The following is a 24,441-nucleotide window of genomic DNA, read 5'->3' on the forward strand; positions in this document are numbered from 1 at the left end:
TTACATCTCGTCTTCAATGTAATCTTTACCGGTTATTTCTTTGTATTCTTCCGGAGTGATTTTTCCTTTGATAACAGCTTGCTTTACTCGGTATTCATCCCAAACACCGTTCCCATCATTATAATAATCTTTAATTATTTCGTACCAATTCATTATATTAAGCCTCCCATCATGAGTTGAAATGTCAAGTCACCCAATTGTTGCTTTACTTTATCCAAATCTGTTGGAACTGGGGGAGGCGGCTTCAGACTATCAATATACTCCTGTGTTGCTGACTCAAACCATTGTTGGGTTTCGGGATTAAATTTTGCTTTGTAGAATGATTGGGGCTGAATTGTAGTACAATTATTTGGAATGGTGTAGTTACCAGTTTCGTCAATATCTTCGATAATTACCGGCTGAACAAACATGTAATTTTCGTCATACATATAGACTTGGCGCATGTCAAATCTCCTTCTAAATTGATACAGGAACGTCCAACCAATAGCCAGTAATCGCGCTAGAGTCAGTTGCGACGACATCCGTGATTTTCAAGTCCCCATTTTCATAGATAATAAGTTTCGCATAACCTGAAGTTCCACTCACTGAGACATTAACTACTGCACCACCGGTGGGGACGTGTGTGGTCGGGATAGTTCCGAAGATAACTCCAGCGGGAGCTACGACATGCCCTCTTAATAATAAAACTCCCCCATTCTTCGAGTAAGTTGGAGTTCGCGTGCCTGCTGTCGCACCATTCTTCAGTGTTATATTAGCGTACGAATACAATAAGTCATCAGTGTTTAAAGATCGTTTCCACCCCGACCAGCCTAAATTGAGGTCAACATAGTTTGAATACATATTATTTTTATAATCTATAGCCACGACATATCCGAAAGTACCGTTACCGCTACTATCAATGGATGTGAAGTGGAAAAAACCTCTTGTCGATAAGGTGGAGGGTGAATTCGTTGCTTTTCCTGTTGAATAGAACGTACCAAATGTTCGGCCTGCTTGGACAATTTTACTGAGAAAATCATCAGTATCATCAATACGAACCAAAAATGTACCGTCATCCTTGGTTATTTTTAAAAGTTGTCCTGCATTCCACTTGGTACGTTCTGCACCCGTGACATGTTTTATCGCATCATTGACATGTATAGTAAACTCCGTCTTCGACGCCTGCTCTACATTTAAAACTTTATCAAGCCCTATTTGTCCAGATGTCACCTTATGAGGATTCGAAGTATCTAAGGTATGGTTATCAAAGTTGATTTTACTTGCTTGTTCCACATTAGTGACATTTCCTAAACCTATCTGTTCTTTTGTCACTGAATGGGGATTTGATGTATTATTTACATGATTATCAAATTCAAGTTTTGTAGCTTGCTTTTCATTCAGGACGTTACTAAGTCCAATCTGAGAGGCTGTAACATTATGCGGATTTTCAATGTTTGATGTATGTATGTCAAACTCTTCTTTAGAAGCTTGTGTTACATTCAAAACTTTATCGAGGCCGACTTGTGTTTTAGTCACCTTGTGAGGATTGTTTATATCTTCAGTGTGTGATTTAAGCTCGAAATTTTGTCTTTCCATAAACGAATTAATCTCATTAGACAATTCTTTTTCATAATCAGTCATATGTTTTTCAGTACGTGATAGGGAATCTTTAAGATTGTTGATTTGTATGTTGTTTTGTTTAAGTTGGCCTACAAATTTGCTGCTACTCATTAGCTCACTGCAATTCCTTTCACTGTAACATCCCCACCACTAACTGAGATTACTTCAACCATAATTTTATACAGACCGGCGATATCAATATCCCAATTCTCATTGGTATTTAGAGTACCAGTTCCTAATTGGAAGTCTGTTTTGTTTGTTGCTCCCAACTCCGTTTTTTCACCGTTTTCATCTATAGAAAAGAATTTTAATTCTCTAGAAGTAGAGGAACCAGAGATCTTAACAGTAAGCTCCCGAAAATGACCCACTACAAATTCTTCACCTTCTGATGCGGTTGTTGCAGAGTCGTGAAAAGTAAATGAAGTTTTGTCTGGAATCGTGATTACGACATTTTCAGTCGTTTCTGTCAACAACTCCACCTCCTTAATCTGTATAAAAACTGTCTTTTATCTAGAAAAATAAGAGGGGAGGACTTATTCAAAAAGCCCATCCTCATGTAGTTTATTCCATATACTTTCCCAAGCTGGGGTTGAAGAAGGGGATGACTGAAGCGAACTTAAAGGTTCGTACTCATTGAAGTCGCCTTCAAAGCGCTGCTTAAAATCATCAACACTGATATAGGAACCATCTGATAGCAAGAGGAATTTTTGTTCCAAACCATCAAATTGTTTGAACAGACCACATACTTCATCAAATGTCATTATTCCATCCCCCAAACAACGATTTTTAACCCAGTTAGATCAACTGTACCGGCTGCTTTAACTGTCAGATGTATTTTTGGAGCAGTGAAAGTTAATTGTTTTTGCAAAGGATAGTTCTGAACAAAGGCAATGCTGTTAAAAAGAACAGAATTATCATTACCTGATGTAGTTGCAGAATAAAATGGGATGTTTTTCGGTACGGAATAAATACTTGCTAAAACTTTGCTGTTTGAGCTGTCTGTTTGAGTTGTGTACATAGCAACACCGTAAGTTCTGAAAACACCAAGTGAATCGATTAGATCAACTGTATAAGACTTAGTTGCACCTGTAGCTATGGTATCAGCATCAGTAACAACAAATTCAGAATAGGATTTTTGAACTTGGGTTTTAATTGCTGCAGTGTTTTTAACCAAAACAGGGACAGAAGCCGTATTAGTTATATTTACATCAAGTGCAGTGTTGGCCACATTAACATTAAGAGGCTGGTCATTATTGAGACCAACCTCCAAGGGGACAGTGGAACGTTCAATTGATACAGCTGTTATGGGATTACCTGTCCCATCATCTTTTGCAGAGGTGTATTTATCACCGTCCTGGTTTAAAAAAGCAATAATAAACGCCTCCTTAATTATTCAGTTGTTCCGCCAAGATCTGAGCTTTGAGTTGAACCTGTTGTATCCTCAACCGGAGCTGCGGTATTTTCATCTCTACTTGCTTCGATTACTACAGCCATTTCGTCTGTATCTGTATCTGCTAACGCTTCAAACTTAATTTCAGGTGCTAAAGCATTTCCATTTTCTAATGACATTTCAAATTCCCCTGAAGGAGAAACATTAGGGAACTGGATATAGATGTCACTGTAAACTTCTTCTGTATCAGGGTTATAAGCAATGGTGCGATATTCAACTTCATATCGTTCTGAGAACTTGCTGGCTTTAATGGCTAAACGTCTACCGACTTTTTCAATTTGATACACAGCTGTTAGTTTGTCTTTAGCAGCCGCAAATGCTGTTGGAATTGTATATGTGCCATCAGTTGAAACAGCAATCTTATATGTTAAACCTTTTTTGTTATAGAAAGTAACATCGCTTACAGGTTTTCCTTTTAGAGTAACTTTGTTTGTATCATCTACAATCAGTCCATGTTCTCTATCGAAAACCTTTACTTTTGTTTCTTCCTGAATTGTTTCACCCTGTGTCATTGCAAGCCATTCTAAATCAAAGAAAGCATTTTTGACAGTTAGGTTAATTTCCTTCTCAGATTTAAGAATGTAAAGTGGTTTATTTCCGATTCCACCTCTGAGTTTTTCTTCGGAGATTGCTTGGGAGAATGATGCTGTTTGTGCCTCGGCTGTGAATACAAGCTTACCGTCAGATTTTCGTTTAAAATAAACGTCAGCTGTATCTTGAATAACTGTTTTCATCTAATTGTTGCCTCCTTAAATAATAAAAAAGACAGCTATGCGCTGCCTTTACCAAAACCTTTAGTTTGTTTCATGAAACTTTCTCTGCTTATGTAGTGTTTTTCTTCTTCAAATAAGTCGATATGTTTTCCCCAGCTTTCCATGTGTTTGGCTGCATCAGGTGAAACGGTTGCAAACAGGGTGGAGGTATCGTACTGTTTGAATTGACCAACTCTGTAGTAAGTCATGTATAACTGAAACAGAGTCATTTCATTTATATCTTTGTACAAATATCCAGTGTGAGCAGCAACACTACTCATGATGTCTGCCATATCAACCATATCCGAATCCTGACTTTTCACCCTTTTGCTGCGCTCGTTAGCTCGCTGTATCTCTGGGTTAGAGCTGATTTTTTCCTCTTTTAGACAAGACATTCTCAAGACCAATTCTCTTAGGGCTTCAAAGTTTTCCGGTGTAAGTTTCTCTAAAATTTCAACGCCATTAAAAACTGTACTAAATATTACTTCATACGCTTCTTTAAAATTCGGAAGGATACTTGTAATTTCAAATAATGACAGTTTTTTAAGTTCGGCAATAAGACCATCTAATTGGCCAAATTGATTATTTTCTTTTTTGCTGTAAGTATAAATAATCTCTTTCTTAGACATCTTAAACCAGCTGAGGTACGGAGTTAAAAAAGCATATTCCTTAACTTTTATAAACCGACAATCGCCAAATTCAGTAGGGATTGGTTCACCGGTTATAAAGAATTCACTATCAATCATTTCATTGCCCCAAAGGTATAAATTAATTTATATCCGAGGTAACCATCAGGAGGATTAGTGATTAGCAGTCTTTTATAAGAGTTTGTCTTACCAATACCAGCAAAATTCTGATTGAACAAGAGCTTATTAATTCTGTCATTAATCTTAAGATTTCTAAATTCGGTTTCTTCAAAGGTGTTAATATGGGTGAAAACATCAATCATCAAGTCTTGATCAAGAAGCATCGCACTTTGGTTGGATGGTTTTGGTAATGCGTTCCCTAAATAAACACACATCCTACATAATGGTGAATCCGATAGATCATCTGTTTTAGGTGCTCGCTTGAATATGGTATTGATTATAGCGGGAGAGTCATTTGTGGAGTCATAATAATTTTCGAGTGATTGAACATCTGGATGAGAAGGGGAGAGAGGATCAGTTTTGTAATACAAGAGCCGATTCAGTTCAACATCATCCATAACTAATCTGAAGACTTTTGTCATCTGTTCAACAGTCATGCTCATGTCTTTTCACCAACTTTCTTTTTGGCAACCAATTTTATTGTTCCGTGGTCTCCATAAACTTTAGAATAGTCTATATCATCAACTTGATAATCTTCGCCAAAGAAGGTGAGGGTAAGTCCGATTTTCAATTTTTCATGAACAAGATAAGGACTTGTAATGTTTGCTTGACCATCCGGAAGATTTACCGCCAATTCAGTGCCATTTATTGAAGTTGTCCTTTCGAATATGCAGGGGACTTCAGTTTTTTCACCAGGTACTTTTTCATAAATTGGCTTACCGGTGATTTCGTTAATTTTGCCAGTATCGACTAACTTGTCTTCTGAGGTTAGAAAAAATGAGGTGTTACATTGTCTCATAGTAGCACTATCGTTCATTTTATTGTCTGTAGGTCTTGAATTAACAATCCAATAACTATCATCATATTTAATCAAGTCGCCTCGATTAAGCAATCCTAATACGGTAAGCACTTTCTTAGTTTCACTGTCTTGGGTTGTTTGGATAATTACCTGTTGAGACTTATGATTGAGCTCAATATCATATGTTTCGGGTGAATTCGCAAGAATTTCTTTAAATATTTCATATTTGTTCGTATTAAATTCATCGTTTTCCCAGCCACTTAAATAATTCGAGGAGGAAGAAAGGTACCAATCTATTGACATCTAAGCACCTCACTCGAAATTATTGGTTTTAAGCTTGCTAATTTTTTGATCAATATCATCACACAAGCTCTCATATGCTCTATTTACTTGTGCTTTTGTGTTTGCTAAGCCTGTTAATTGAATATCTCGTCCAATTACGTTATTCAGCTTGAGAGCCCTATCTCTGTATCTGCCTAAATATCCTCTGTACATAAGCATTCCGAGTAATTGGGTTTGAGCTCTTGAAAGTTTGACATCAAACGTATTAGTTTCTTCATGGAAACCAAGATCTGTAAGATCTGTTTCGTAATCGCTAATAGCATTAATCAAAAACTGTTTTTCAAGACCCTCCGGCAACACTTCGTTCGATTGAAACAAAGAATGAAAAACATTGATAATTTTTTCATAAGGCGTCATTAAATCACTCCTTATGATTCTGTATCAAACTTAAAACCAGTAAACTCTTCGATAAACTTGATCTTTTTATAGTCATTTACTTTTTCTTTCTTTGCAATTTCAAATAACTGAGCTTTTTCGGATTCTAGTTTGATATCTTTAGTTACATTTTCTTCGAATGTTTTCTGAGTTTTGTAAGCTAAAATCTGCTTGATTCTTTCAGGTGTGATCACTTCTTGCTCACTGTCATTTTCAGCAGCCTCAAACCCAAGGTGAACCCTAGTTTCTTTATCATCAATGAAAATTTTCGCATGAGACCCTTGCCCATCAGTGCCTACAAACATTTTCACATTATCAAAAACTTGAGACTGAACTTCACCTACTGTAATTTGACGAATGCCATTAGCAGGTAAACGGAAATCTCCATGGCTTTCTAATTTTTTGAAATATAAGTCCCACGAGCACAAATTTTTAATAGCGATTTTCTTATCTAAATTAATTGACATAATGCCCTCCATAATTTTACTTAGGAGGGACAATGCCCTCCATAATGATTTTATTCAGGTGTGATTTCGAAATTTTCATCACGGATTAATCCGATTTGATATTCTTGTCCTTTAGCTACACCTGCACCGATTTCCATGTCAAATCGAGTAATCTCTGTACCAGACACGATATCGTTACCTGTCATAGAAGTTAATCCACCACGTTGGAATACTTGAAGAGGAGATTTTGCACCTTGAGGAATGAAGAATAGAAGACCTTCAGGAAGGTAAGTTTTGAAGTTATCTCCAGTCTTGTTAAGTTCAGTGAGGTTGTATGCATTAGGTAATTCAACAACAGAAGAACCTTTATAAGTACTCAGTAAACCTGTCTTGCGGATTTCATCCATTACTGATTCAGGCAATTTTGTACTAGTCGCATCTCCGGCGACTGCTTGGAATCCAGCAAAATCATTTAACTGAGAAATAACAGAATAATCACCAACGATAGATGGTTGACCGAATCTACGAACCTTCTTAATAGTGTCATCAACTGCAGATTTTTGAATACCGGCATTTTCCGAGAAATATTTAACACCGGTAGCTGACTTAATGGCGTTGTACATTTCATTTACGACATAATACATAGCTTTATTCATCATATCGGTCTGAACTTGTTCCATACCTTCAGCAACTTTATCTAGGTTTCCACTTTGGATTTCACGGTAATTAACAGCATAGCCTGCTGAAATAGTCTGTGTTCCAATAGGGTATTCGTTCCAAGTTGTAGTAGCAAAAGGAACGTCTCCACGAGAAGCTTGGAAACCACTTCTAATTGATTCGTGTGCGTATGTAGTCATCATTGGTTGTTGATCATAACCGATTTGTCTAAAAGTACCCATGAAATCAAATAATTTAACAGCTGAAATAAGTTTAGGTTCAATTGCCAATCTAACAATTGTATTTATTTCAGCTTTTGCCACGGGGTTTCCTAGTACAGCTTGAGCTGCTAAATCTTTGACATGTTTCATAACTGTATCGGCTTTATTACCGAATTTAGAAATATCTTTTCCTGTTGCAATTGCAGAGAAGATCTCAATAATTGGCGATTTTGAATTTAACTTGGGATTAGCAAACACATCTGAATCCCGTTTTACGTTATTAAGTTCAATTTTCATAAGTTTTACCTCCAAAAGTTAGGGATTAGGCTTGTACTTTTAAGTACAGTCCTTTACCACCGAATGTAGTTTTTTCAAGAACTTTAAGCTTAACTTTATAATCAGCAACATCTTCTCCAGCTTTAGTCCATTGACCAGTTCCATCACCTGCTGGGACAATAACATCGCCCACAATGAGAGCGTCAAAACCTTGAACTGTATCTTGACTCAACTCAACTGGTAGATCAGTCAAATCAGTTGCACGGAAAGCCCGAACGTATTCATCTTTCAATACTTTAAAATCAGCTTTGTTTCTAACCTCAGGTTTATCAATGATATTGCCAACAACATAAATGTCGCCCTTTGCTGCTGTAGCATCGGCAGGGGTAGGCGCCAGGCCGGTAGAGTCATCTGGTAACACAACCAACCCAGGCACTAAATCTTTCGTTGCTTTACAACGCGGGTTATTTCGTACCTGTTTGAAGGCACCAATAGTTCCAAACTTGAACATATAAATTCCTCATTTCTATAAAAGTGTTATTTTATCTTAATAGAGATCATCAATAGATACTGAACTTTCTTGTCCAGCATCATTAATTTCTGAAAAAATGTCTTTATCATTAGTGCTATTTGTTTCAGTTGATTGATTCTTTTGACGTTGTGCAATAAATGATTGAGCAATTGAAGAGTTAATTTCAGAGAGAATTTGTGTCTTTAGCTCAAGCGAAGGGGATTTGGAGAAGAGTTCGATTTTTTCTTTCGCGACCGATTTTTCTTTCTCTGTATATTTATTGAGATCTTGATTTAGTTCACTTTTTAGCTTTTCGTTTTCTGCGTTTTGTTTAAATTCTTTCAGTGAATTCAACTCGGCATCAGCTTTTTCTTTTTCTTCTTTTGCTTTTTTGATTTCTTTTTCTTTCTCCTCAACTTTTGCTTTCTCATCTTTAGCTGCTTTTACTGCAGCATTTAACTCCTCATCTTTTTTCTTGAGCGCCTCATTAAGTTCAGTCACTTTTGTTTCAAGTGCTTTATTCTCAATGTTTAGCTTATTATTCAATTCAACTAATGCTTCATCTTGTGTTTTTGCCATTGACTGTTCCTCCTTGTGATTATTATTTAGTTCCAGTAAGACAGCAGCATCATCAGCTGGGTCAATTCCGAGAATTGCGTCGCCGGTGAAATCAAATCTCATAGGTATACGACCTTTTTCTTTATACCCACCGTCATACTCAATTGAAGAGCTGTCTTCAACAGCAGAAATTTCTACTGAGGTCTCAGGGAATTCGCCATCAAACATTTTCGATTTAAGCCATTGTACAAACTTAGGGTACCTTTGGTTGTAAATAAAACCTTCACCAATTAACACTCTTTTTTGTTGACCATTTACTTCTATAGTGTCGATATATCCATTGGTTGTAACACCAACTACAGTGCTGTTTTCAAACAGGGGAGTTCCATCTTTAATTTCTGTCATGCCATGACCAAATGGCTCACTGTTTTCACAATCAATAAATTCTACACACAGCGGCATATCCTTAATGGAATTTAAGTTTGCATTAACGTATTTTTCGATCCAGGTAATACCGTTTTTATTGTATTGGGTATTGTTTTCATGTATTTCAAGAACAACCCACTTTACAAAGGTTCGTCCACTTACTTTTCGTTGATTATTAATCTCTAAGATTGCACTTCTCAAATATTAATTCACCTCCCTTCATGAGCCAGAGGGCGTACCGTTACTGTTATTAGTTTTGGACTTAATGGTGTTCTCGTTTTGAGAACTATCGTCTTCAGGACGACCAGCAGACTTATCATTCTTACTCATAGTGTAGGAAGTTGCATGAACAGGGAACTTCTCATCAAATCCTTCTTCTTTTTCATATTCCATTAATGACAAGTAGGCATCAGGATTCCACCCAGTAGCTGCTATCCAAGCAGTTAAACTTCCTCGACCACTCGTGTACAAGTCCTTCATATTTTGGACTTTTTCTTTTCGGTTAACGTGGGTAAGGGGGAGATAGTAAACTTCAACATAAGAATTGGGATTTTTAATGATATTTGCATTAATGACTTTGTTAAACTCACTAGATATCTGTTCTAACCAGGAGAAAATTTGTGAGGACACCATTTCAATGTTTGTAGATTGAGAGGAATAATTTCCGTCTTGACCATTTAACGCTGAACCTGCAAAACCTAAGTTAGTTGATATTCGTTTTATTAATTCATCTTCACCTTTGACTTTAAGGAAATCAACATTAGTCTCAAGCTTGTCTAGCTTAGTACCTGAGGCCAAAGAGAAGAATTTTATCCCTTTGACAGCGCCTTTAGAAACTAAGGCATTTTTGATACTGTTGTGCTGTTGTTCTTGTTGCTTTTGTGTTAAAGAAGATACACCTTTCTTTTCACCTTCAGGTAATGTTTGATAAATTAATGTACTGTTCAAATCATCAAGAATGTTTCTTTTTGTATCAACAAAATAATCGTCATAAACCATATCAACAAATGCAGCTAGTCCAATCGGTCGTCCCCATTGGTCTTCCAAATCAGCGCTACCTTTAACGGTGATCGTCTTATTGTTGTCTAATACGAGCCAACGTTTATTGAGATCTTTTTTGTACTCAACATAACCTTGTCTAAATTCCTTTGGCCACCTTTTAAGTTTTAAAGATCTCCCTTTGCTTGTGAATTGATCAAAGTAGGATACATCAAAAGCCACCAAATATGAAGAATTTTTTCTCCCGACAATTTTGCAGTAATCGATAGGGAGAGGGAGGATAGAACAATTGAACTCTTTTGTATCGTTGATTTCAGATATTGAATCAACTTCATAATCACTAAGTGTTTTAGGAAAGTTGTCAGCTGCAACTGATTCAAAATAATGGAAAGATGTGCCGTAAAGACTTAATTTTCTAAGTGAATCTCGAACAATATTTTTGTCATTTATTTTTCTTAATGCGATTCCATAAGTTCGTTTGTCCAATTTTAATTGACTATGATCATTTGAGTTCCCGTAGACAACTCTGTCTAGGGTAGGGAGAGAAACCATGTAGTCAATTACATTCCTGTAAATACCATTTGAATTATAAAGAAATTTTGAGGCATTTCGAATTTGTTTGTTATAAAGATTGTGATTATTAAGCCAAATTTTCACTCGATCATATGAAACTGAAGTATTTGAGGTATTGAAGAATAGCGAATCCAGGTTTGATAAATCAGTATTATATTCATAGGACGGCTCTTTTTGGGTATCCATTTTTCACCTCCTGATTAAAAAATTCAATTAAAAAAGAACCCAAATGAATATTCTTCATCGGATTCCTCTTTCTCTAAAAATTGAGCAATGTAATATAAGGCGTAAGCAATCGCACTGTATCTGTCTTTATCGATACGTTTTACAACCTGTTCTACAGTAAAAGAATTTTGGTTTTTCTTGATCCGTAGGTTGGCCACTTCGTCAATAAACAACTGAGTTTGAATACATGCTGCTTCAACCATAACATCGTCTGCAATGTCTTTTTGGTTTTTGATATCTTCGAAAGCTTTGAGTAACTTTAACTTCCCCGATTCAACATAGTCTAAAAACTGGGTGATAATATCCTGGTTTATACCTTGTGATTTTAGATTGTAAACGACTTCAGGTGAATTAGGCACGTCTGGTTTTTGATCAGTGTTAATTGTAGCCCAACATCCAAGCTCTTCATTTGTTTCAGGATCAGTAACATCTTCTAATAATCGGTCGATTAATCCACCGCCGACTCCATTACCATCAACAACAACAGCTTTTACTCTAGAGAGTGAGAGGTCTTGGTTTCCGCCATAATTTTTAAAAACTCTTTTCACCATGATGGACTGTTCCTTAAAGCTTAATCCATTAGGTGGTTCAATGATATTAACTACTTGAACTTGTCTAATATGGTTGTTACTATTCCTAATAATTTTTAAAACAATAATAGCCGTTTTGTTGTTTGACTCAGCTGCAGAACGTGCAACGTCTACACCAATAACATACTCATTAAGCAAAAAGTTTTTGTTTTTATCCCGAGGACAAGATAGCTCTGGTTGTGTAATAGTTCTGGCTTTAATTAATTTACTAATGTTGATTAAAGCTCCGTCACTTGCACCAATCCAATCACAAAGGTAGTTTTGTCGAAAGCGGGTAACGTTTCCTTGTCTGGCTTTATTAATCGTGGACATTTTTTGACGACCAAAGTGGATAGGAATTCTCCAATCAGATCCAAACACAAAGGAGCCTTTCAAGTCACCAGTTTCTTTAACCATAGTAAGAATCTTTTCGTATTCATCAGAGTTTTTGTATCCTGATGTTGAAAAACGGTTTATTTGACCATTTAATTCTGCAGGATCAATTTCACCAGTCATTGTAGTTCGTGGAATATTGAATATTGGTTCAATGGCATCATCATAGAGATCTTTATCGATTAATGCAGATTCTTCAAGAGAGCCACGTCTTCTACGTAATCCCTTTGAAGATTGGGCATTGGCTAGGTTATCGATAATTGCGCCATTTTGAAATTCAACTCTTCCAGTATCTTTGGAAAAACTTTCGCTTTTGATTTCATCTGCAATAGAAGGATAGAACCTTAAAATTTCATCATGTTTTTCTTTCCAAATTTTAACCGCAGATTCTTTGGTTGAAGCGGTTATTGCTAATGTGACATTTGGGAAGCAGATTGCTGTATGGTACGCAACCATGATTTGAGTGAGGGTTTTTGATCCGCCGCGAGGAATACAGAAATAATTTTGAGGGAAGCGACTTAGGGTTCTCATCATAACTCTTTGGTATAAATCAAGTTCAATTCCACCAACTTCGGGCTTTAACATGTCATAAAAAATATCAGGATAAAAACGGATAAAGGAGGTGAATTCTGCCCATTTTGAAATGTTTTTCTGTATTAAGTTAGAGCTATCATTAGGATTTACTGGAGTTTCAAATGAAGATTCATAAATATCTGTTCGATTTTTCGTATGTTTATTGTTCTTAGAGGTGAAGTTTTTGTAGCTTGCCATTATTCTTCATCCCCAGTATCGTAAAGTGGCTCTTTATACACATCTTCTAAGTCACGGAAAACGTTGTTTCGTGCTTTTTTCAAGTTTTCAATTTCTTCTGTAGTTAGACCTTTTGATTTGAAATCTTCTTCGAGCATCTCATCGTAAAAATGATATATGTCTTTATAAGCTACTTTTTCTTTATCCTCTAGTCTTCTGTAATAATTGATTATGGCCCAAATGATTAAATCAGCATCATCGTAAGGTTGAGCGGTTAGGCGGGGAAGGAGAGGGATGATGCCTAATTCAGTTTCAACTGCTTCGAAGAGTTGTGAGAGCACATCCACACCGCCACTAATATCGCTTTTGCTTAACTGAGAAACGTTGATCTTTGCGTCAGTAGCTGCTTTTGAAGCCATTTGACCCCACTCTTTAGCTTCCTTTACTTCACCCTTAGCTGTAGCTAATTCCTCTTTGACACGAAAGCGAATATAGGAGAGTAATCCCTCAGTATGGAGAGCGGTTTTTTCTCCATAATTTCGAATGAGTTTGTTGTACTTCCTTTCAAACTGGTGGTATTCATCGGGTGTATAACCAATTCCCCATTTATCAATTATTTCATCTGAGACTTGTTCTACTGAATCACGCTGAGTTTCGGCAGCAATAGCTTTTTCTTGTTGTTCTAGAATACTGTCCTTCCAACCAGTTCCATTAAACTGCTTTAGAGAATTTGCCATTGTCATATATGCACTAAATGTGTCAGTTTTTCTTTGAACTGCTTGCTCCCAGTATAAAGGATCAAATTTGACATCGATTTGCTGTAAGACAGTGTATACAGTGTCCATGTTGTTGTAATCTATATTTTTCTTGAGACAAGATTTACAAATTGGTACTTTTCCTATTTTTTCGTAAAGCTTGCTACGGGAATTATAAAAGCCAGAATCTTTGTCTTTTTCCTTTTGACATGCAGCACATAACAGTTTTTCTTTTTCTTTAGGTTTCCGACCCACCATTTCACCTCCATAAAGTTGATGTAAACACATTTTATGAAACGCCCAGTAATAGAGTGGAAGGGGAGTACCGCAATCATCGCTGGGCGTTCTAAAAAGGTGCTTATTTGGATAAAATTAAAGTTTTATCAATAGTGAATTTTAAAAAATTCTTTATCAACTGGGTTCACTTTAAAAATCAAGTCTAAGCCCGATACTTCTCCGTTAACACCTTTTAATTCAGCCCTAGAAATAATTTCTACATTGTTAAATTCTAAGGTAACTCTATGGGCCTCTGATGACTCAGGGCGAGAACCGACAGTTTCAGCCAACAGTTTGAATTCATGCTTAGGTGTCTCAGTTAAAACAGAAATATATTGTTTCTTTCCCAACTTTGATTCAAAGGAGGTAGGGGCTTTATAATCACCTAAAAATTTAAGTGTCTCAAAATTTAGCAGAGCATTCTTTGCAAAAATCAAATACGTTTCATGTTCATCACTATAAAAAATTTCAACATCTTGAAGTGTTGTTAAATCAACTAAAGATTCCTCAGTTTTTCTATCATATAAGTGAAGGTTATACACTTCATGCATTGCTAAATCCAAGCAGGTTCCTCCTTTAGTTTTCATTTTTAAAACGAATAATGTATGTAGCCTCAACACCGTCATCATTAAAGACCATAAACTTTTGAGACGGTTTCGTACCAAAGCGACCCTGCATAGCATAATCATCAGCGCCAACAAGCGCTCCGTTTACAACAACTGTTGTGCTGCCATATTCTTTTTCATAGTTGTGATGAATATGACCACCAAATATGTAAGAAGGGATATAGCCAAGTAATTGAGGTAGGCGGGTTACGCATTGATCAACACGATCATAGTGACCGTGGACAAACACGACTTTATGATTGTTGATTTTAGCGGGGATGAAACCGTCTTGCTCGGGTTCAATGGAGATGTTCTTTATGTTCTTCAATCTGGCTTCGAGGTACCAATTAATGAGGTATTCAAAGTTTTCTTTAATCCCTACATCATTTTTAGAAGGGGAGAGGCGACCGTGATTGCCTGCTACGTTGTAGAACTTAACTTCTTGAAACTCACTTGCCAACATCGCTAAAACCTCAGCGAGCGTTTCTGATACATATTTAATTTGTTCTACAGCATCTTCATTGGCCTGAACTCTTGTAGACACATGAATAAGCCCTCCAATTAGATCACCGAGATTTGCTACATGTAGTGTGGAAACGTGATTCTGCTTACCATACTCAATCACTTTGTTGGTGAGATGTTCTACACGTTCATTAAAGATTTCTTTATTGAATTTATTAATACGGTTGTCGATTTCCATTCCGAAGTGCCAATCACTGAATAGAGCGAGTCCATGTTTTTCAGCAATAGCAGGTGATGGGAAGGTGAAGCGAAGGGGTCTTTTTGACTCTAGAGAAGCAATAGCTTGAACAACATCATCTCTAATTTTTTCAAATCGTGCTTGATTTGAAATCTTCTTTTTGAACTCTCTGTTTTGGTCTTGCTTTCTGATTTTTTCTTTCTCAGATTCAATACGTATAGTTTCATATTTATCAAGGATTTCTTTATCAACATTCTTTGAGATAAAGTAATCGTGCCAGCGCTCATATTGTTTAAAGTCTTTGCGCCATTTGCTTTCATCATAGTTGGTTCCCTGATCCTTATTTAAAAGAGCAGCAATTGTTTTTGTGTCAATGTGATAAGTGTCTTTGTTTTTGAAAAGTCTAATATGATAATCAGTAAATGATTCGTCTTTTTCTCGTTGTAAAACAGTATCTAAAATAGCTGTCATTCAGTCACCACCTACTCATTGATTTGTGGAAGTTCGTCTTCCTCGGTAATAGAAATTTTCACTTTCCGACCATCAAATGATTTTAAAATTGAATTCAGATCATAACGCTCGATGTCTGTTTTTGTTTCTTCTTCAATAATCCCATCAATGTAAGTATAGTTACCTTTTAAATTTACTGTATGAACTTTCTTAGCCAAATTAAATTCCTCCAATATGTGTTTTATTTACGTACAATAAGCTCCTTCGGAAGCCCGATGATCCGAAGCATCGGTAACGTCCGAAAAGGGGATATAAAGGAGATGAAAAGATAAGTCGGATAGGCGTTGGGGAAACGCCCGAAGGAGATTATTGATAACTTGCGTACCGGAAGGATCGTAAGCACATTCCGGCTGATCGGTAAAGTAAAACGCAAGCACAAAAAGGCCTTCTAACGATTTAGATGACCTTGTTCTGATTACATTCTAACCCCGTTTCACCTACGTCAGTAGCTCACGTTGGGACGCAAGCCTTCAGATCGACAGGATTACGCTGATTACGGGTTCAGCGACTGAAACCTTTGCAGTCGACAAACTATAAGTAAGTCGAAATATCAAAAGACGCCATAATAACGTCTTCAGGAACTCCTTGTACATCATGGTACATGAGCATATAAAACGGTAATCGCTGTGCGAAAACCTGATTCGACTTCTGCACATGGCAGATGAATTATGACAACAAAAATACACCCTTTCTGAAATGTGTTTAAAGTTCCTATTATCATTGCATCTTATATATCAAGTTTTTATGTTGCTTGCCAACTGCTCATCCCTTAGAGTCTGGGAACCAAGGGAAAAATAATTTGAGAAGGAAAGACCCAATATAAGCCTTCTCAATGGCATTTTCAGTCTCTCTTGTCGGGTTACACGCCTTATTGAGAAACAAAGCGTCTCAAACGCTCGCCATTTATTTTGCACAGTTTTCTCTGACCCGTGTAAGGAGGTATGTGCATGGGAAAGGTAAGTCTCCATTCAGAAACTTGAAGAAGAAATAGCGAATAAAATAATGAATATGTTTTCTAGTGAAATTGAAAAGACAAGACCGAAAATAATCCTTTTCTGTGAAATAGGAGCGGTAATCAATCGCCCAAACACTATTCCACTTATTTTACGAGTATAGAAGACTCGTTTACCCGGAAAAATTTTGTTGACCGCATAATAAGCATCAAAGCTTACAAGGGCATTATTTAAAGGGAAGGGAGACGCATCTACCTTCCCTAAGTGCAAGCCGAAGCAATACACCGCAATTAATATTCAGGCTACATGTCACCCATAGTAAGACTGTGATGGGATTCACCCTACATGAAAAACTTGAGTAGCAAAGGTCTTACCGACATGTTTAGCCCGATAATAGCCATTTATCTGTCTCCTGAAGATACAGACATCCGAGTTAACTTCGCACCCTCATAAATGACTATTATCCGACTAACTGCAATGACCAGCCGCAGTTTTGTGTCAGAATGATACAGAAAAGAAGGGAGTAGATATTGTTTAATCAAGAAAAGCTAGTCCGCACTGGAGAGGAATCTCCACTAATATTCATTTAGATTAGTCTTTACCTTCATAAATGAACATTAGTCGAGAACTGATATCCCAAATATCAGTAATCAACTAATTATTGACGGCACCCCCATGCCATAAATAAATAACTATAATTAATTAACCCGGAGTTGAAGATGAAAAGCGAAAAGAGGGGAGGTCGACAATTTCCTCCATAACTTCCAACTCTGCCACTTTTAGGAGCATAAGCTCTTTGTGACAAAGCGTGCAGGTAGCCTTTCCTGTCGTCCTCATTAACTGATTATTTAGCTTTGACTGCGTCTTTAAGTGCTTTTGCCGGCTTAAATGCAGGTGCTTTTGTAGCCGGAATATCAATTTCCTCTCCTGTCTGGGGATTTCTCCCTTTACGAGCTGCGCGTTCACGAACTTCAAATGTTCCGAAACCAGGAATACTTACTTTTTCTCCACTTTTTAATGCCTCTGAAATAGTGTCAAAGACTTTTTCGACACTGGGAGCTCCTTCTTTTTTAGATACCCCTTGTTTTTCTGCCACTTTAGCGATTAGTTCTGTTTTTTTCATAATCAATTTCCTCCTAAGTATTTTTAAATTTATTCTAAATGAACAATAAAGATTGTCTTTTATATAGACGGGGGGAAACGTACTAGCCCTTTTATGTGGAAATTAGCTTTCTGTCTCCCTTATGACGATTATCTCCAAAAGTGCTCTCAACCCAGTAGCACCAAGGGATAAAGACACTTTTTTGTTGAAGTTTTTTTCGGTAAAATCGCTGTACACCTTGGGGGAGTAAGGCTCAAGGCACTTTCTAACGGTGGTTAATTCTCTTTTTGTTATATTTTTTGTATTTGTCACGTTCTTTTTTCTTTCCACAAGACTGACAGTACTTCGCTTTGTTAGATGTTGGCTTAAAAGCTTTTCCACAAATACAGCATCCTTTAAAGGTCTTTAAATTATGCTTAATGTTCTCCAGTACAATATCGCCAAAGCACTCCCACAGTGTCGACTTGAATTTACTTTTTTTCTTATATAGATGTTTTACCAATACATCTGTAATAAATCCGTCATCATTATGTATTTCCAATAGTTTTTGTTTGATAATCTTATAGACATAAAGTTTTTGTCCTGGTTTAGCTTCTTCATCATTCATAAGCCATTTTTTGTTTCGATCAAGACGTTTATATTCATTAATTACGGCTTCATTAAGTTTAATCTCTTTGTTTTTGAGTAAGAAGCGGTAATCAAATTTTCCTGCAACTGCAGCAAAGTTGATTCGGTCAGAAGGGATAATGGAGTCTAACTTATTTACTGTACTTTCATTAATCGATTCTACGCTATGTTCTTCTTTATCCTTTGCATTGATGAAGAAGTGGGGCACTTTATTTTTTATGTAATCTTTGATTTTCTCATCAACGTGATCAGGGCGGGTGGGCATGAATAAGGTTTTTGCAAAATCGATAGTAAAGTTATTCTCCATGCATAACCATTTGATCACGTCCAGGTTTATATTGTCACTGTTCCATATCTTAGTGATGTTGTTACTGTACTCCCCGATATTGATTCCATAAGCAAGAGTTAGTGCTTCATAGATGTTTCTGCTATTAATCTCTTGTTTCTGGGCTACAGACATTTCATAATACAAAGGAACGATGTTCTCCATATTACGCTTGGCAATATTGACGATTAGCTCATCAGAAATAATTAAGGCCTTATCCCCGTCATTGTCAAACTGCAGCAGCTTGGATATCGGATCATGAATGCTGGTATAAACACCTGGGGTAATGAACCACTTTTCATATTCCTCATCTTTCTTGTTCCACCTAACACCATGCTCTCTGAATAGGTGAGGGGAGCGGAGGATATCAATATACCCTTCATCATATAAAGAACAATGGACATCGCTTCCTGAAAGTAGTCCTTTCGGATTCTCAATTCCAAGAAACAATCTTTCACAAAAAGCATATAGATCTGGGCATAAATACGTATACCTAGCATCACTGACAAGTAATTTTCCTGATTTGGCGTCCTTAATCATACTCTTCTTCTTATTCTTAATGATTTCTTTGGTGTGATCATCATTTAGCAGCTCAGGATATATTAGTAGAGCTTCTTGAAGGCTTGTCTTATGTTTATTTTTCTCGCTAGCCCCTAAAACTTTCATCATTGTTTCTTTATCAGTGCCTAATTGAGTAATCTCACTAACAGTCTTTGAGCTGATTTGTTTCAATTCCTCATCTGTGATATCCGTGAGTGTTTGTAGCATCTGGTAAGTCAGTTTTCCCTCAACAGACGGATCTTCTTCATTTAATTTAGCTCCTAAACATCCATACTTTTTAAATTTAAAGCGGTAATCATCCCAAGAATCATAGTACTTCCACATCTTAAACTGGCTTTTCGTAAAAATTATTTGGATATCCTCTTTAATAATGTCCCATTCTTTACCGTAGACGTCCTTAACTATAAATGAACTGTGTTTTTCAGCAAACTTTCTAAAATCAAATGGAACTAGCAGACCCTTAACCCAAGGTAATCTGACCATAAAGCTTTTCTGGCTCAAACTGGGAAGCATCATTCCGCAACCATCTGTATGTTCTATAGGAATATTCATAACTTTACGAGTGATTTCATATGTATCACGGTCAATATAATCAACCAGGCTGGAAACGTTTGTTTCTAAGTCATTTACGACAATTGCTTTATCAATATCAATTTCCCATGGACTGCTGGCGCTATTCGATAAGGCCATGTAGCTATTCCATTTGTTTATGCTGCTTCCACCTTGAGTATTGATATGCTCCACACTAAGACCACAAGTTAAAGCATTATGATACTTATCTAAGGTGCTTTGCTTGATAAAACAAGACTTTTTGGTTCGTATTTGACCGGCACTGCTAGTGAAATAAACGTATTTCTCATTGTTATGTATGAATCCTTTATCTATAATGTCCCTTAAAATTTGAAAATGATAAGTTTGGACGACAATAATCTCTTCAGAGAGTGTGTTTTCTTTGATTCCCAATGTCCGTGTTAAGACTGAATCAAATAATGCAATCACATTATTATCTTTCAGGGAATCTGTTCTAAGGGTTCTTATTTGATTATGATTGTTAAAGGCGCTATAAAGATTTTCTTTTAAGGAAATAATCCTTTGCGTTATGTACTTCTTATGTTTTTTATCAATATTTTCGAGTTTTTTAAGATGATCTCTGTACCTAATGGATTTTAAAATCTTGTTATGTAATTTGTTTTCTTGATCATTATAAAAAGCAGAAGTATCAATACTGTAAATATGTACTTGCTTATTTAGACCGTCTTTTTTTCCTTTCAATAAATTCTCCCCTTGTAAATTAATAAACTATTTTATTTTTATCCTTAATAACTACTATTTAAATATTGAGACACTAAATTTCTGTATGTATGACTTTTTTTATTAACTGTTCCGTACCACAAATAGTCTTGATAAAGGTTTTCTTCTTCTGGTGTTGCTGTTTCATTAATAACTTTAGTTTCAAGAAAACCAATTAAGTTACTAAACATATACTGTTTTTTCATTTAATCACCTCCATAAGCAATATTATTTTTATTCTAAATAAAACTAATAAAAATTCCTGTGTTTAGCAGGTGACTTGATTATATATTTTATTTTTATTCTTGTAAACATTAATTTCAAAAATTTTTAATTTCGAGATGTATTATCGAAACTAATAGGCGATATAAGCGTATTAAGTTTATTAATAAAAAGGGGAAGAAGATTATGAAAAATAGAAAGAAATACTACATGATTATGTTGCCGTCACTAGTCTTAGCTATTTTAATATCTTACATGCTTCCAACTGAGCAAAAGTATTGGGGGCTGTCTGTCATCATAATTGGATGGGTGGTTTACTACTTTATTAAGCAAACAAATAAGAAAAAGGGGTAATTAAATGTTCTCACTGGAAGACTATATCAAAACAGTTAAGCAAAATCTCGGCCAACACACAGCTTTATTAACAAGGGAAATCAAAAAACAATCAACTACAATTTTTATATTGATATTGATTTAGTGGACTACATGGCCTTTATTGATCCAACAAGATTTGAAATATCAATAAGAATGTTTTCAATGGATAAAGAGGCAAGTGAAGTGTTTTATGAAGGAGAAGACAAAACAATTTTTTCAGGGAGCACTTAAGTTATACCTGATATTAAATATTTTCAACTATCTAGGGAGAATAAAAAGGAATTTGATGAGTTTTATGAAAACAACGATATTGAAATAGAAAGGGAAGAACATAAAGCATTCACAGAGTGGTTTTATGAGTGTTGGAAAGCAGCTCAAGGTCATAAAATGAACTTGCCTTCATACTTTGTTATTCATGATCATTATAAATCATTGGATTTACGGGCAAATAAATGGATATCAGATGATGAAAAGTGGGGATAGACACAAGAAAAGGTGGTGATGAATTAAGATCACCTTTTTTATTTTGGATTTGGTTTGCATATCGTAATGTTATTTGCACGAAAAACATGCTTATCGTAAAAATTTATAAAGGGCTAAAAAAGACAGTAAACATAAGGATATTTGATACTTTAATTAGTGAATAGGGGGCAAACGATCGTAAAACGTAAGTGAGAGTAGGGGAAAGAAGTCGTTTTAAGGAGAAATTGATGAAAAGGAGAAATTTGAAGAGTGAAAAACATTGATAATATAGATTTTTACGATAACGATTACGATGTGAAAAAGGACGATTTAATGTGGAATTGGGAAAATGTAAATTTGGATAGGGTGTGGAAATGGAAGTGCTATGGGCACATTTGTTCCCTTATTTTTACCATTAGATGTAAATATACCCCCATATACTGGCAGTGGAAACCCCATATAATATACCTTATGTAGGGAATTCTTTAATCCTGTTTATTCAACACAGCTCTAACATAATTCCAGGCCGAACACAAGAATAAATTTTAAAAAATAAATTGGTCGGCAATACAAAAATGAATAACCGTTCATTAAAGATAATCGTATTTATAACGAATCCGAGGGAATCGAAGACATATTTATTTTTATCCTCAACACTATACATAACCATACCTTATATAATCATATGCTCTTCGTTATTTACTCTTCACACACGCTCTCAGAATCAATATAACACCTATCTACGCCATCCTATATTCATCCCAATATCATTGCTATCCCAACAGCTAAATCATCATACAGACCAATTAAAATATCATTACATTCACCAACAAAATATAAATAATTAGAATAAAAATAAAATGACTTTATCGGTTAACTATGTTATAATAGAGTCATAGGAAAGGAGGTGTACATAGTGCTTGAGAAAGTGGGTATCATAGTTGCTTTCCTCATATCTTTAACGGTTCTTACAATCAACAGTCTAACAATAGTTGAGAAGATAAGAAACCTAAAGAATGGGACAAGCAAAAAGAAAAAGCGTATACGCAAGCGGCTCCGACCAAAGAGACAACGCAAACGTATACGCAGATGAGAGCTAAGCTAAAGGGGAATGAACTTCTCCTTTAGTTCCTACCCATATTATAACATGATCAAGCACATTGTAAACATGAAGCGATTCTCACTATGGTTTACCCATATCACATTCATTGGATTATTCTTGATGTTTCAACTCATCAAAGATTACTTCAGCAGCGAAGGACAGACGCTAATCACCACAATTTTTGTTGTCACATGTATCATTGCCATATTGTTATGGATCATCTATTTTGCTTTTCTTAAACTAAGAACCAAGTCACGCTAATCATATAGGCCTCATGGTATAATTAAATCATTGAGGTGAGATGAGTGGAGAAAAAATTCCTGGATGCTATTCGGCAACTCACAAAGGAATTAGAAATGCTCAAGAAAGATATTGACTCCATCAAGAATACAACTGACAGAATTAATTCAGACCTTTTAGAGTACAGAGAAGAGATAAGCAAAGTTAAACAACATGAGCCTTGAACACACCAGTTAAATATCAAACTGTAAATAAGGAGCGGTAAACATTTATCGTTCCTTTGTTTTAATTAAATGAAAAGGAGATGCTGAATGAATATAGTTAAAGTAGTTGATTCCATAATGGGATCTGGTAAGACATCAGCAGCTATTAACTACATGAACAACGCTAACCCAGAAGATAACTTTATATTTGTCACACCTTATCTTAATGAGGTTGAGCGGATAAAGAAAAGCGTAGTTAACAGACAAATGTATGAACCTAAAGTAAGAACAAAAGGGGATAAGACTCAATACAAATTTGAATCACTTCATGAACTCTTATCACAGAATAAAAACATTGTTGCAACTCATAACTTATTTAAGAATGCAAACGATGAAACAAAAGAGCTGATCCTTTCAGGTAACTACACTTTAATATTAGACGAGGTTATGGAAGTAGTTGAGCAGCTACAAGTGAAAACACATGATCTTACAACCCTTTTTGATTCAAAACTAATTTATGTTGAAGATGGTATTGTTAAATGGAATGAAGATAAAAGGGATTATGAGACACGTTACAATGACATTAGGGACATGGCTTTAAATAACAATCTTGTTTATTTTAAAGACAGTATATTAATTTGGAACTTTCCAGCTGAGGTATTCAAATTGTTTAAAGAGGTTTACATATTAACTTACATGTTTGATGCTCAGATACAAAGATATTATTATGATGTAAATGATATTGCTTATGAAAAGTATGTCTCATCCTATGTAGATGGGGAATACCGGTTTACTCAATACAATAAAGACTTTGAAAACAACGTTAAGAAAATGATCCGTAATAAGATTAAAATTTATGAAGGTAACTTGAATGCTGTAGGCCAGTTAGATTATTCATTATCATCAACCTGGTACAAAGATAAGTCACCTTATACAATCAAGAAGGTAAAGAACAATGTATTCAATTACTTTAACAACATTGTTAAGTCATCAAGTGATGAAGCAATGTGGACGACCTATTCAGAACATAAGAATAAAATAAAAGGTAATGGATATACAAAAGGTTTTGTTTCCTGTAATGCACGTGCTACAAATGAATTTAAACATAAGAAACATTTAGCTTATACAATAAACAGATACGTTAATACAATCCTTTATAGTTACTTTAAGAATAAATATAATATCACAATTGATCAGGATTTGTTTGCTTTATCTGAATTAGTACAGTGGATATGGAGATCAGGTATAAGAGATGGAAAAGAAATAACATTATTCATTCCATCTTTAAGAATGAGGAAGCTGCTTTTAGAATGGTTAAATGAATAGGTTAATAGAACAAACCTCTTAAACTTTGAAAAAAAGTCAGTCATATCAAGGGTTTCAGAGCCTAAGTCTTTAGGGAAAGG

28 protein-coding genes and 1 pseudogene are annotated in these 24,441 nt (G+C 35.7%); 4 read left to right on the forward strand and 25 right to left on the reverse strand.

Annotated features, from left to right (window positions below):
• From QA442_RS11185 to QA442_RS11305, 25 genes and pseudogenes are all read right to left on the reverse strand, one after another.
• Positions 1 to 153 carry an XkdX family protein gene (locus QA442_RS11185; protein WP_080332179.1) on the reverse strand — a complete coding sequence of 51 codons (153 nt, stop codon included), beginning with the start codon at positions 151 to 153 and terminating at the stop codon, positions 1 to 3.
• Positions 153 to 443, reverse strand: coding sequence for a hypothetical protein (locus tag QA442_RS11190; protein ID WP_279474448.1), 291 nt, complete (start codon positions 441 to 443; stop codon positions 153 to 155). The genes QA442_RS11185 and QA442_RS11190 overlap by 1 nt, the downstream gene beginning before the upstream one ends.
• 13 nt (positions 444 to 456) lie before the next feature.
• Positions 457 to 1,710 carry a hypothetical protein gene (locus QA442_RS11195; protein WP_279474449.1) on the reverse strand — a complete coding sequence of 418 codons (1,254 nt, stop codon included), beginning with the start codon at positions 1,708 to 1,710 and terminating at the stop codon, positions 457 to 459.
• A complete protein-coding gene (locus QA442_RS11200) occupies positions 1,710 to 2,069 on the reverse strand; it encodes a hypothetical protein (protein WP_268291959.1) in 360 nt (119 codons plus the stop codon). The genes QA442_RS11195 and QA442_RS11200 overlap by 1 nt, the downstream gene beginning before the upstream one ends.
• A 63-nt stretch (positions 2,070 to 2,132) precedes the next feature.
• Positions 2,133 to 2,360, reverse strand: coding sequence for a hypothetical protein (locus QA442_RS11205; RefSeq protein WP_124058446.1), 228 nt, complete (start codon positions 2,358 to 2,360; stop codon positions 2,133 to 2,135).
• Entirely contained in the window at positions 2,360 to 2,971 is a 612-nt protein-coding gene (locus tag QA442_RS11210) for a hypothetical protein (RefSeq protein ID WP_279474495.1), read from the reverse strand. The genes QA442_RS11205 and QA442_RS11210 overlap by 1 nt, the downstream gene beginning before the upstream one ends.
• 17 nt (positions 2,972 to 2,988) lie before the next feature.
• Complete coding sequence (locus tag QA442_RS11215) at positions 2,989 to 3,783, reverse strand: hypothetical protein (protein ID WP_010328117.1); 795 nt, start codon at positions 3,781 to 3,783, stop codon at positions 2,989 to 2,991.
• A 35-nt stretch (positions 3,784 to 3,818) separates the two neighbouring features.
• Positions 3,819 to 4,547, reverse strand: coding sequence for a hypothetical protein (locus QA442_RS11220; protein WP_042976254.1), 729 nt, complete (start codon positions 4,545 to 4,547; stop codon positions 3,819 to 3,821).
• Complete coding sequence (locus QA442_RS11225; protein ID WP_041352945.1) at positions 4,544 to 5,050, reverse strand: hypothetical protein; 507 nt, start codon at positions 5,048 to 5,050, stop codon at positions 4,544 to 4,546. Before QA442_RS11225 ends, QA442_RS11220 begins: the two co-directional genes overlap by 4 nt.
• Complete coding sequence (locus QA442_RS11230; RefSeq protein WP_279474450.1) at positions 5,047 to 5,709, reverse strand: hypothetical protein; 663 nt, start codon at positions 5,707 to 5,709, stop codon at positions 5,047 to 5,049. Before QA442_RS11230 ends, QA442_RS11225 begins: the two co-directional genes overlap by 4 nt.
• Before the next feature lie 9 nt (positions 5,710 to 5,718).
• Positions 5,719 to 6,105 (reverse strand): hypothetical protein, encoded by a 387-nt coding sequence (locus QA442_RS11235; RefSeq protein WP_017696878.1) that lies wholly within the window; start codon positions 6,103 to 6,105, stop codon positions 5,719 to 5,721.
• Between the two features lie 11 nt (positions 6,106 to 6,116).
• Positions 6,117 to 6,590 carry a hypothetical protein gene (locus QA442_RS11240; RefSeq protein WP_017696877.1) on the reverse strand — a complete coding sequence of 158 codons (474 nt, stop codon included), beginning with the start codon at positions 6,588 to 6,590 and terminating at the stop codon, positions 6,117 to 6,119.
• 50 nt (positions 6,591 to 6,640) lie between these two features.
• On the reverse strand, positions 6,641 to 7,744 hold the full coding sequence (locus tag QA442_RS11245) for a hypothetical protein (protein ID WP_279474451.1): 1,104 nt from the start codon (positions 7,742 to 7,744) through the stop codon (positions 6,641 to 6,643).
• A gap of 25 nt (positions 7,745 to 7,769) precedes the next feature.
• The gene (locus QA442_RS11250) at positions 7,770 to 8,234 is read right to left on the reverse strand and encodes a hypothetical protein (RefSeq protein WP_279474452.1); all 465 of its coding nucleotides are present in this window, start codon (positions 8,232 to 8,234) and stop codon (positions 7,770 to 7,772) included.
• A 36-nt stretch (positions 8,235 to 8,270) separates the two neighbouring features.
• Positions 8,271 to 9,419, reverse strand: a complete 1,149-nt coding sequence (locus tag QA442_RS11255) for a hypothetical protein (protein ID WP_279474453.1) — start codon at positions 9,417 to 9,419, stop codon at positions 8,271 to 8,273.
• Positions 9,420 to 9,437: 18 nt separating this feature from the next.
• Entirely contained in the window at positions 9,438 to 10,976 is a 1,539-nt protein-coding gene (locus QA442_RS11260) for a hypothetical protein (protein ID WP_279474454.1), read from the reverse strand.
• Positions 10,977 to 10,999: 23 nt separating this feature from the next.
• On the reverse strand, positions 11,000 to 12,748 hold the full coding sequence (locus QA442_RS11265; protein WP_279474455.1) for a terminase large subunit: 1,749 nt from the start codon (positions 12,746 to 12,748) through the stop codon (positions 11,000 to 11,002).
• Positions 12,748 to 13,737 (reverse strand): hypothetical protein, encoded by a 990-nt coding sequence (locus tag QA442_RS11270; RefSeq protein ID WP_279474456.1) that lies wholly within the window; start codon positions 13,735 to 13,737, stop codon positions 12,748 to 12,750. The genes QA442_RS11265 and QA442_RS11270 overlap by 1 nt, the downstream gene beginning before the upstream one ends.
• 128 nt (positions 13,738 to 13,865) lie before the next feature.
• The gene (locus QA442_RS11275) at positions 13,866 to 14,321 is read right to left on the reverse strand and encodes a hypothetical protein (protein WP_192857828.1); all 456 of its coding nucleotides are present in this window, start codon (positions 14,319 to 14,321) and stop codon (positions 13,866 to 13,868) included.
• 13 nt (positions 14,322 to 14,334) lie between these two features.
• Entirely contained in the window at positions 14,335 to 15,534 is a 1,200-nt protein-coding gene (locus tag QA442_RS11280) for a metallophosphoesterase family protein (RefSeq protein ID WP_279474457.1), read from the reverse strand.
• 11 nt (positions 15,535 to 15,545) lie between these two features.
• Positions 15,546 to 15,731 (reverse strand): YonK family protein, encoded by a 186-nt coding sequence (locus QA442_RS11285; protein ID WP_019712268.1) that lies wholly within the window; start codon positions 15,729 to 15,731, stop codon positions 15,546 to 15,548.
• A gap of 924 nt (positions 15,732 to 16,655) precedes the next feature.
• Positions 16,656 to 16,811 (reverse strand): annotated as a pseudogene (locus QA442_RS11290) (hypothetical protein); the annotation flags it as partial.
• A 559-nt stretch (positions 16,812 to 17,370) separates the two neighbouring features.
• The gene (hupN, locus tag QA442_RS11295) at positions 17,371 to 17,649 is read right to left on the reverse strand and encodes an HU-related DNA-binding protein HupN (protein ID WP_279474460.1); all 279 of its coding nucleotides are present in this window, start codon (positions 17,647 to 17,649) and stop codon (positions 17,371 to 17,373) included.
• A 244-nt stretch (positions 17,650 to 17,893) separates the two neighbouring features.
• Entirely contained in the window at positions 17,894 to 20,413 is a 2,520-nt protein-coding gene (gene yonO, locus QA442_RS11300; RefSeq protein ID WP_279474461.1) for a DNA-directed RNA polymerase YonO, read from the reverse strand.
• A 44-nt stretch (positions 20,414 to 20,457) separates the two neighbouring features.
• Positions 20,458 to 20,637 carry a hypothetical protein gene (locus QA442_RS11305; RefSeq protein WP_064814709.1) on the reverse strand — a complete coding sequence of 60 codons (180 nt, stop codon included), beginning with the start codon at positions 20,635 to 20,637 and terminating at the stop codon, positions 20,458 to 20,460.
• A gap of 1,769 nt (positions 20,638 to 22,406) precedes the next feature.
• On the opposite strand from QA442_RS11305, the gene yonT reads away from it, so the two are divergent.
• From yonT to QA442_RS11325, 4 genes are all read left to right on the forward strand, one after another.
• Positions 22,407 to 22,583, forward strand: coding sequence for a type I TA system toxin YonT (gene yonT, locus QA442_RS11310; protein ID WP_071579314.1), 177 nt, complete (start codon positions 22,407 to 22,409; stop codon positions 22,581 to 22,583).
• An 18-nt stretch (positions 22,584 to 22,601) separates the two neighbouring features.
• Positions 22,602 to 22,853 (forward strand): hypothetical protein, encoded by a 252-nt coding sequence (locus tag QA442_RS11315; protein ID WP_279474464.1) that lies wholly within the window; start codon positions 22,602 to 22,604, stop codon positions 22,851 to 22,853.
• Positions 22,854 to 22,897: 44 nt separating this feature from the next.
• Entirely contained in the window at positions 22,898 to 23,056 is a 159-nt protein-coding gene (locus QA442_RS11320; protein WP_243572767.1) for a hypothetical protein, read from the forward strand.
• An 87-nt stretch (positions 23,057 to 23,143) separates the two neighbouring features.
• A complete protein-coding gene (locus QA442_RS11325; protein ID WP_279474466.1) occupies positions 23,144 to 24,361 on the forward strand; it encodes a hypothetical protein in 1,218 nt (405 codons plus the stop codon).
• Positions 24,362 to 24,441 lie beyond the last annotated feature (80 nt).

The organism is Bacillus stercoris (genome assembly GCF_029772985.1).
GTDB classification, from domain to species: domain Bacteria; phylum Bacillota; class Bacilli; order Bacillales; family Bacillaceae; genus Bacillus; species Bacillus stercoris.

What these genes read in the sequence shown, in the direction of transcription:
- QA442_RS11250 (WP_279474452.1), bottom strand. Translation starts at nt 8,234, where the DNA reads ATGTTCAAGTTTGGAACTATTGGTGCCTTCAAACAGGTACGAAATAAC.
- QA442_RS11185 (WP_080332179.1), bottom strand. Translation starts at nt 153, where the DNA reads ATGAATTGGTACGAAATAATTAAAGATTATTATAATGATGGGAACGGT.
- QA442_RS11195 (WP_279474449.1), bottom strand. Translation starts at nt 1,710, where the DNA reads ATGAGTAGCAGCAAATTTGTAGGCCAACTTAAACAAAACAACATACAA.
- hupN (WP_279474460.1), bottom strand. Translation starts at nt 17,649, where the DNA reads ATGAAAAAAACAGAACTAATCGCTAAAGTGGCAGAAAAACAAGGGGTA.
- QA442_RS11305 (WP_064814709.1), bottom strand. Translation starts at nt 20,637, where the DNA reads ATGAAAAAACAGTATATGTTTAGTAACTTAATTGGTTTTCTTGAAACT.
- QA442_RS11315 (WP_279474464.1), top strand. Translation starts at nt 22,602, where the DNA reads ATGAACTTCTCCTTTAGTTCCTACCCATATTATAACATGATCAAGCAC.
- QA442_RS11225 (WP_041352945.1), bottom strand. Translation starts at nt 5,050, where the DNA reads ATGAGCATGACTGTTGAACAGATGACAAAAGTCTTCAGATTAGTTATG.
- QA442_RS11245 (WP_279474451.1), bottom strand. Translation starts at nt 7,744, where the DNA reads ATGAAAATTGAACTTAATAACGTAAAACGGGATTCAGATGTGTTTGCT.
- QA442_RS11220 (WP_042976254.1), bottom strand. Translation starts at nt 4,547, where the DNA reads ATGATTGATAGTGAATTCTTTATAACCGGTGAACCAATCCCTACTGAA.
- QA442_RS11190 (WP_279474448.1), bottom strand. Translation starts at nt 443, where the DNA reads ATGCGCCAAGTCTATATGTATGACGAAAATTACATGTTTGTTCAGCCG.
- QA442_RS11205 (WP_124058446.1), bottom strand. Translation starts at nt 2,360, where the DNA reads ATGACATTTGATGAAGTATGTGGTCTGTTCAAACAATTTGATGGTTTG.
- QA442_RS11280 (WP_279474457.1), bottom strand. Translation starts at nt 15,534, where the DNA reads ATGACAGCTATTTTAGATACTGTTTTACAACGAGAAAAAGACGAATCA.
- QA442_RS11260 (WP_279474454.1), bottom strand. Translation starts at nt 10,976, where the DNA reads ATGGATACCCAAAAAGAGCCGTCCTATGAATATAATACTGATTTATCA.
- QA442_RS11325 (WP_279474466.1), top strand. Translation starts at nt 23,144, where the DNA reads ATGAATATAGTTAAAGTAGTTGATTCCATAATGGGATCTGGTAAGACA.
- QA442_RS11240 (WP_017696877.1), bottom strand. Translation starts at nt 6,590, where the DNA reads ATGTCAATTAATTTAGATAAGAAAATCGCTATTAAAAATTTGTGCTCG.
- QA442_RS11235 (WP_017696878.1), bottom strand. Translation starts at nt 6,105, where the DNA reads ATGACGCCTTATGAAAAAATTATCAATGTTTTTCATTCTTTGTTTCAA.
- QA442_RS11265 (WP_279474455.1), bottom strand. Translation starts at nt 12,748, where the DNA reads ATGGCAAGCTACAAAAACTTCACCTCTAAGAACAATAAACATACGAAA.
- QA442_RS11215 (WP_010328117.1), bottom strand. Translation starts at nt 3,783, where the DNA reads ATGAAAACAGTTATTCAAGATACAGCTGACGTTTATTTTAAACGAAAA.
- QA442_RS11230 (WP_279474450.1), bottom strand. Translation starts at nt 5,709, where the DNA reads ATGTCAATAGATTGGTACCTTTCTTCCTCCTCGAATTATTTAAGTGGC.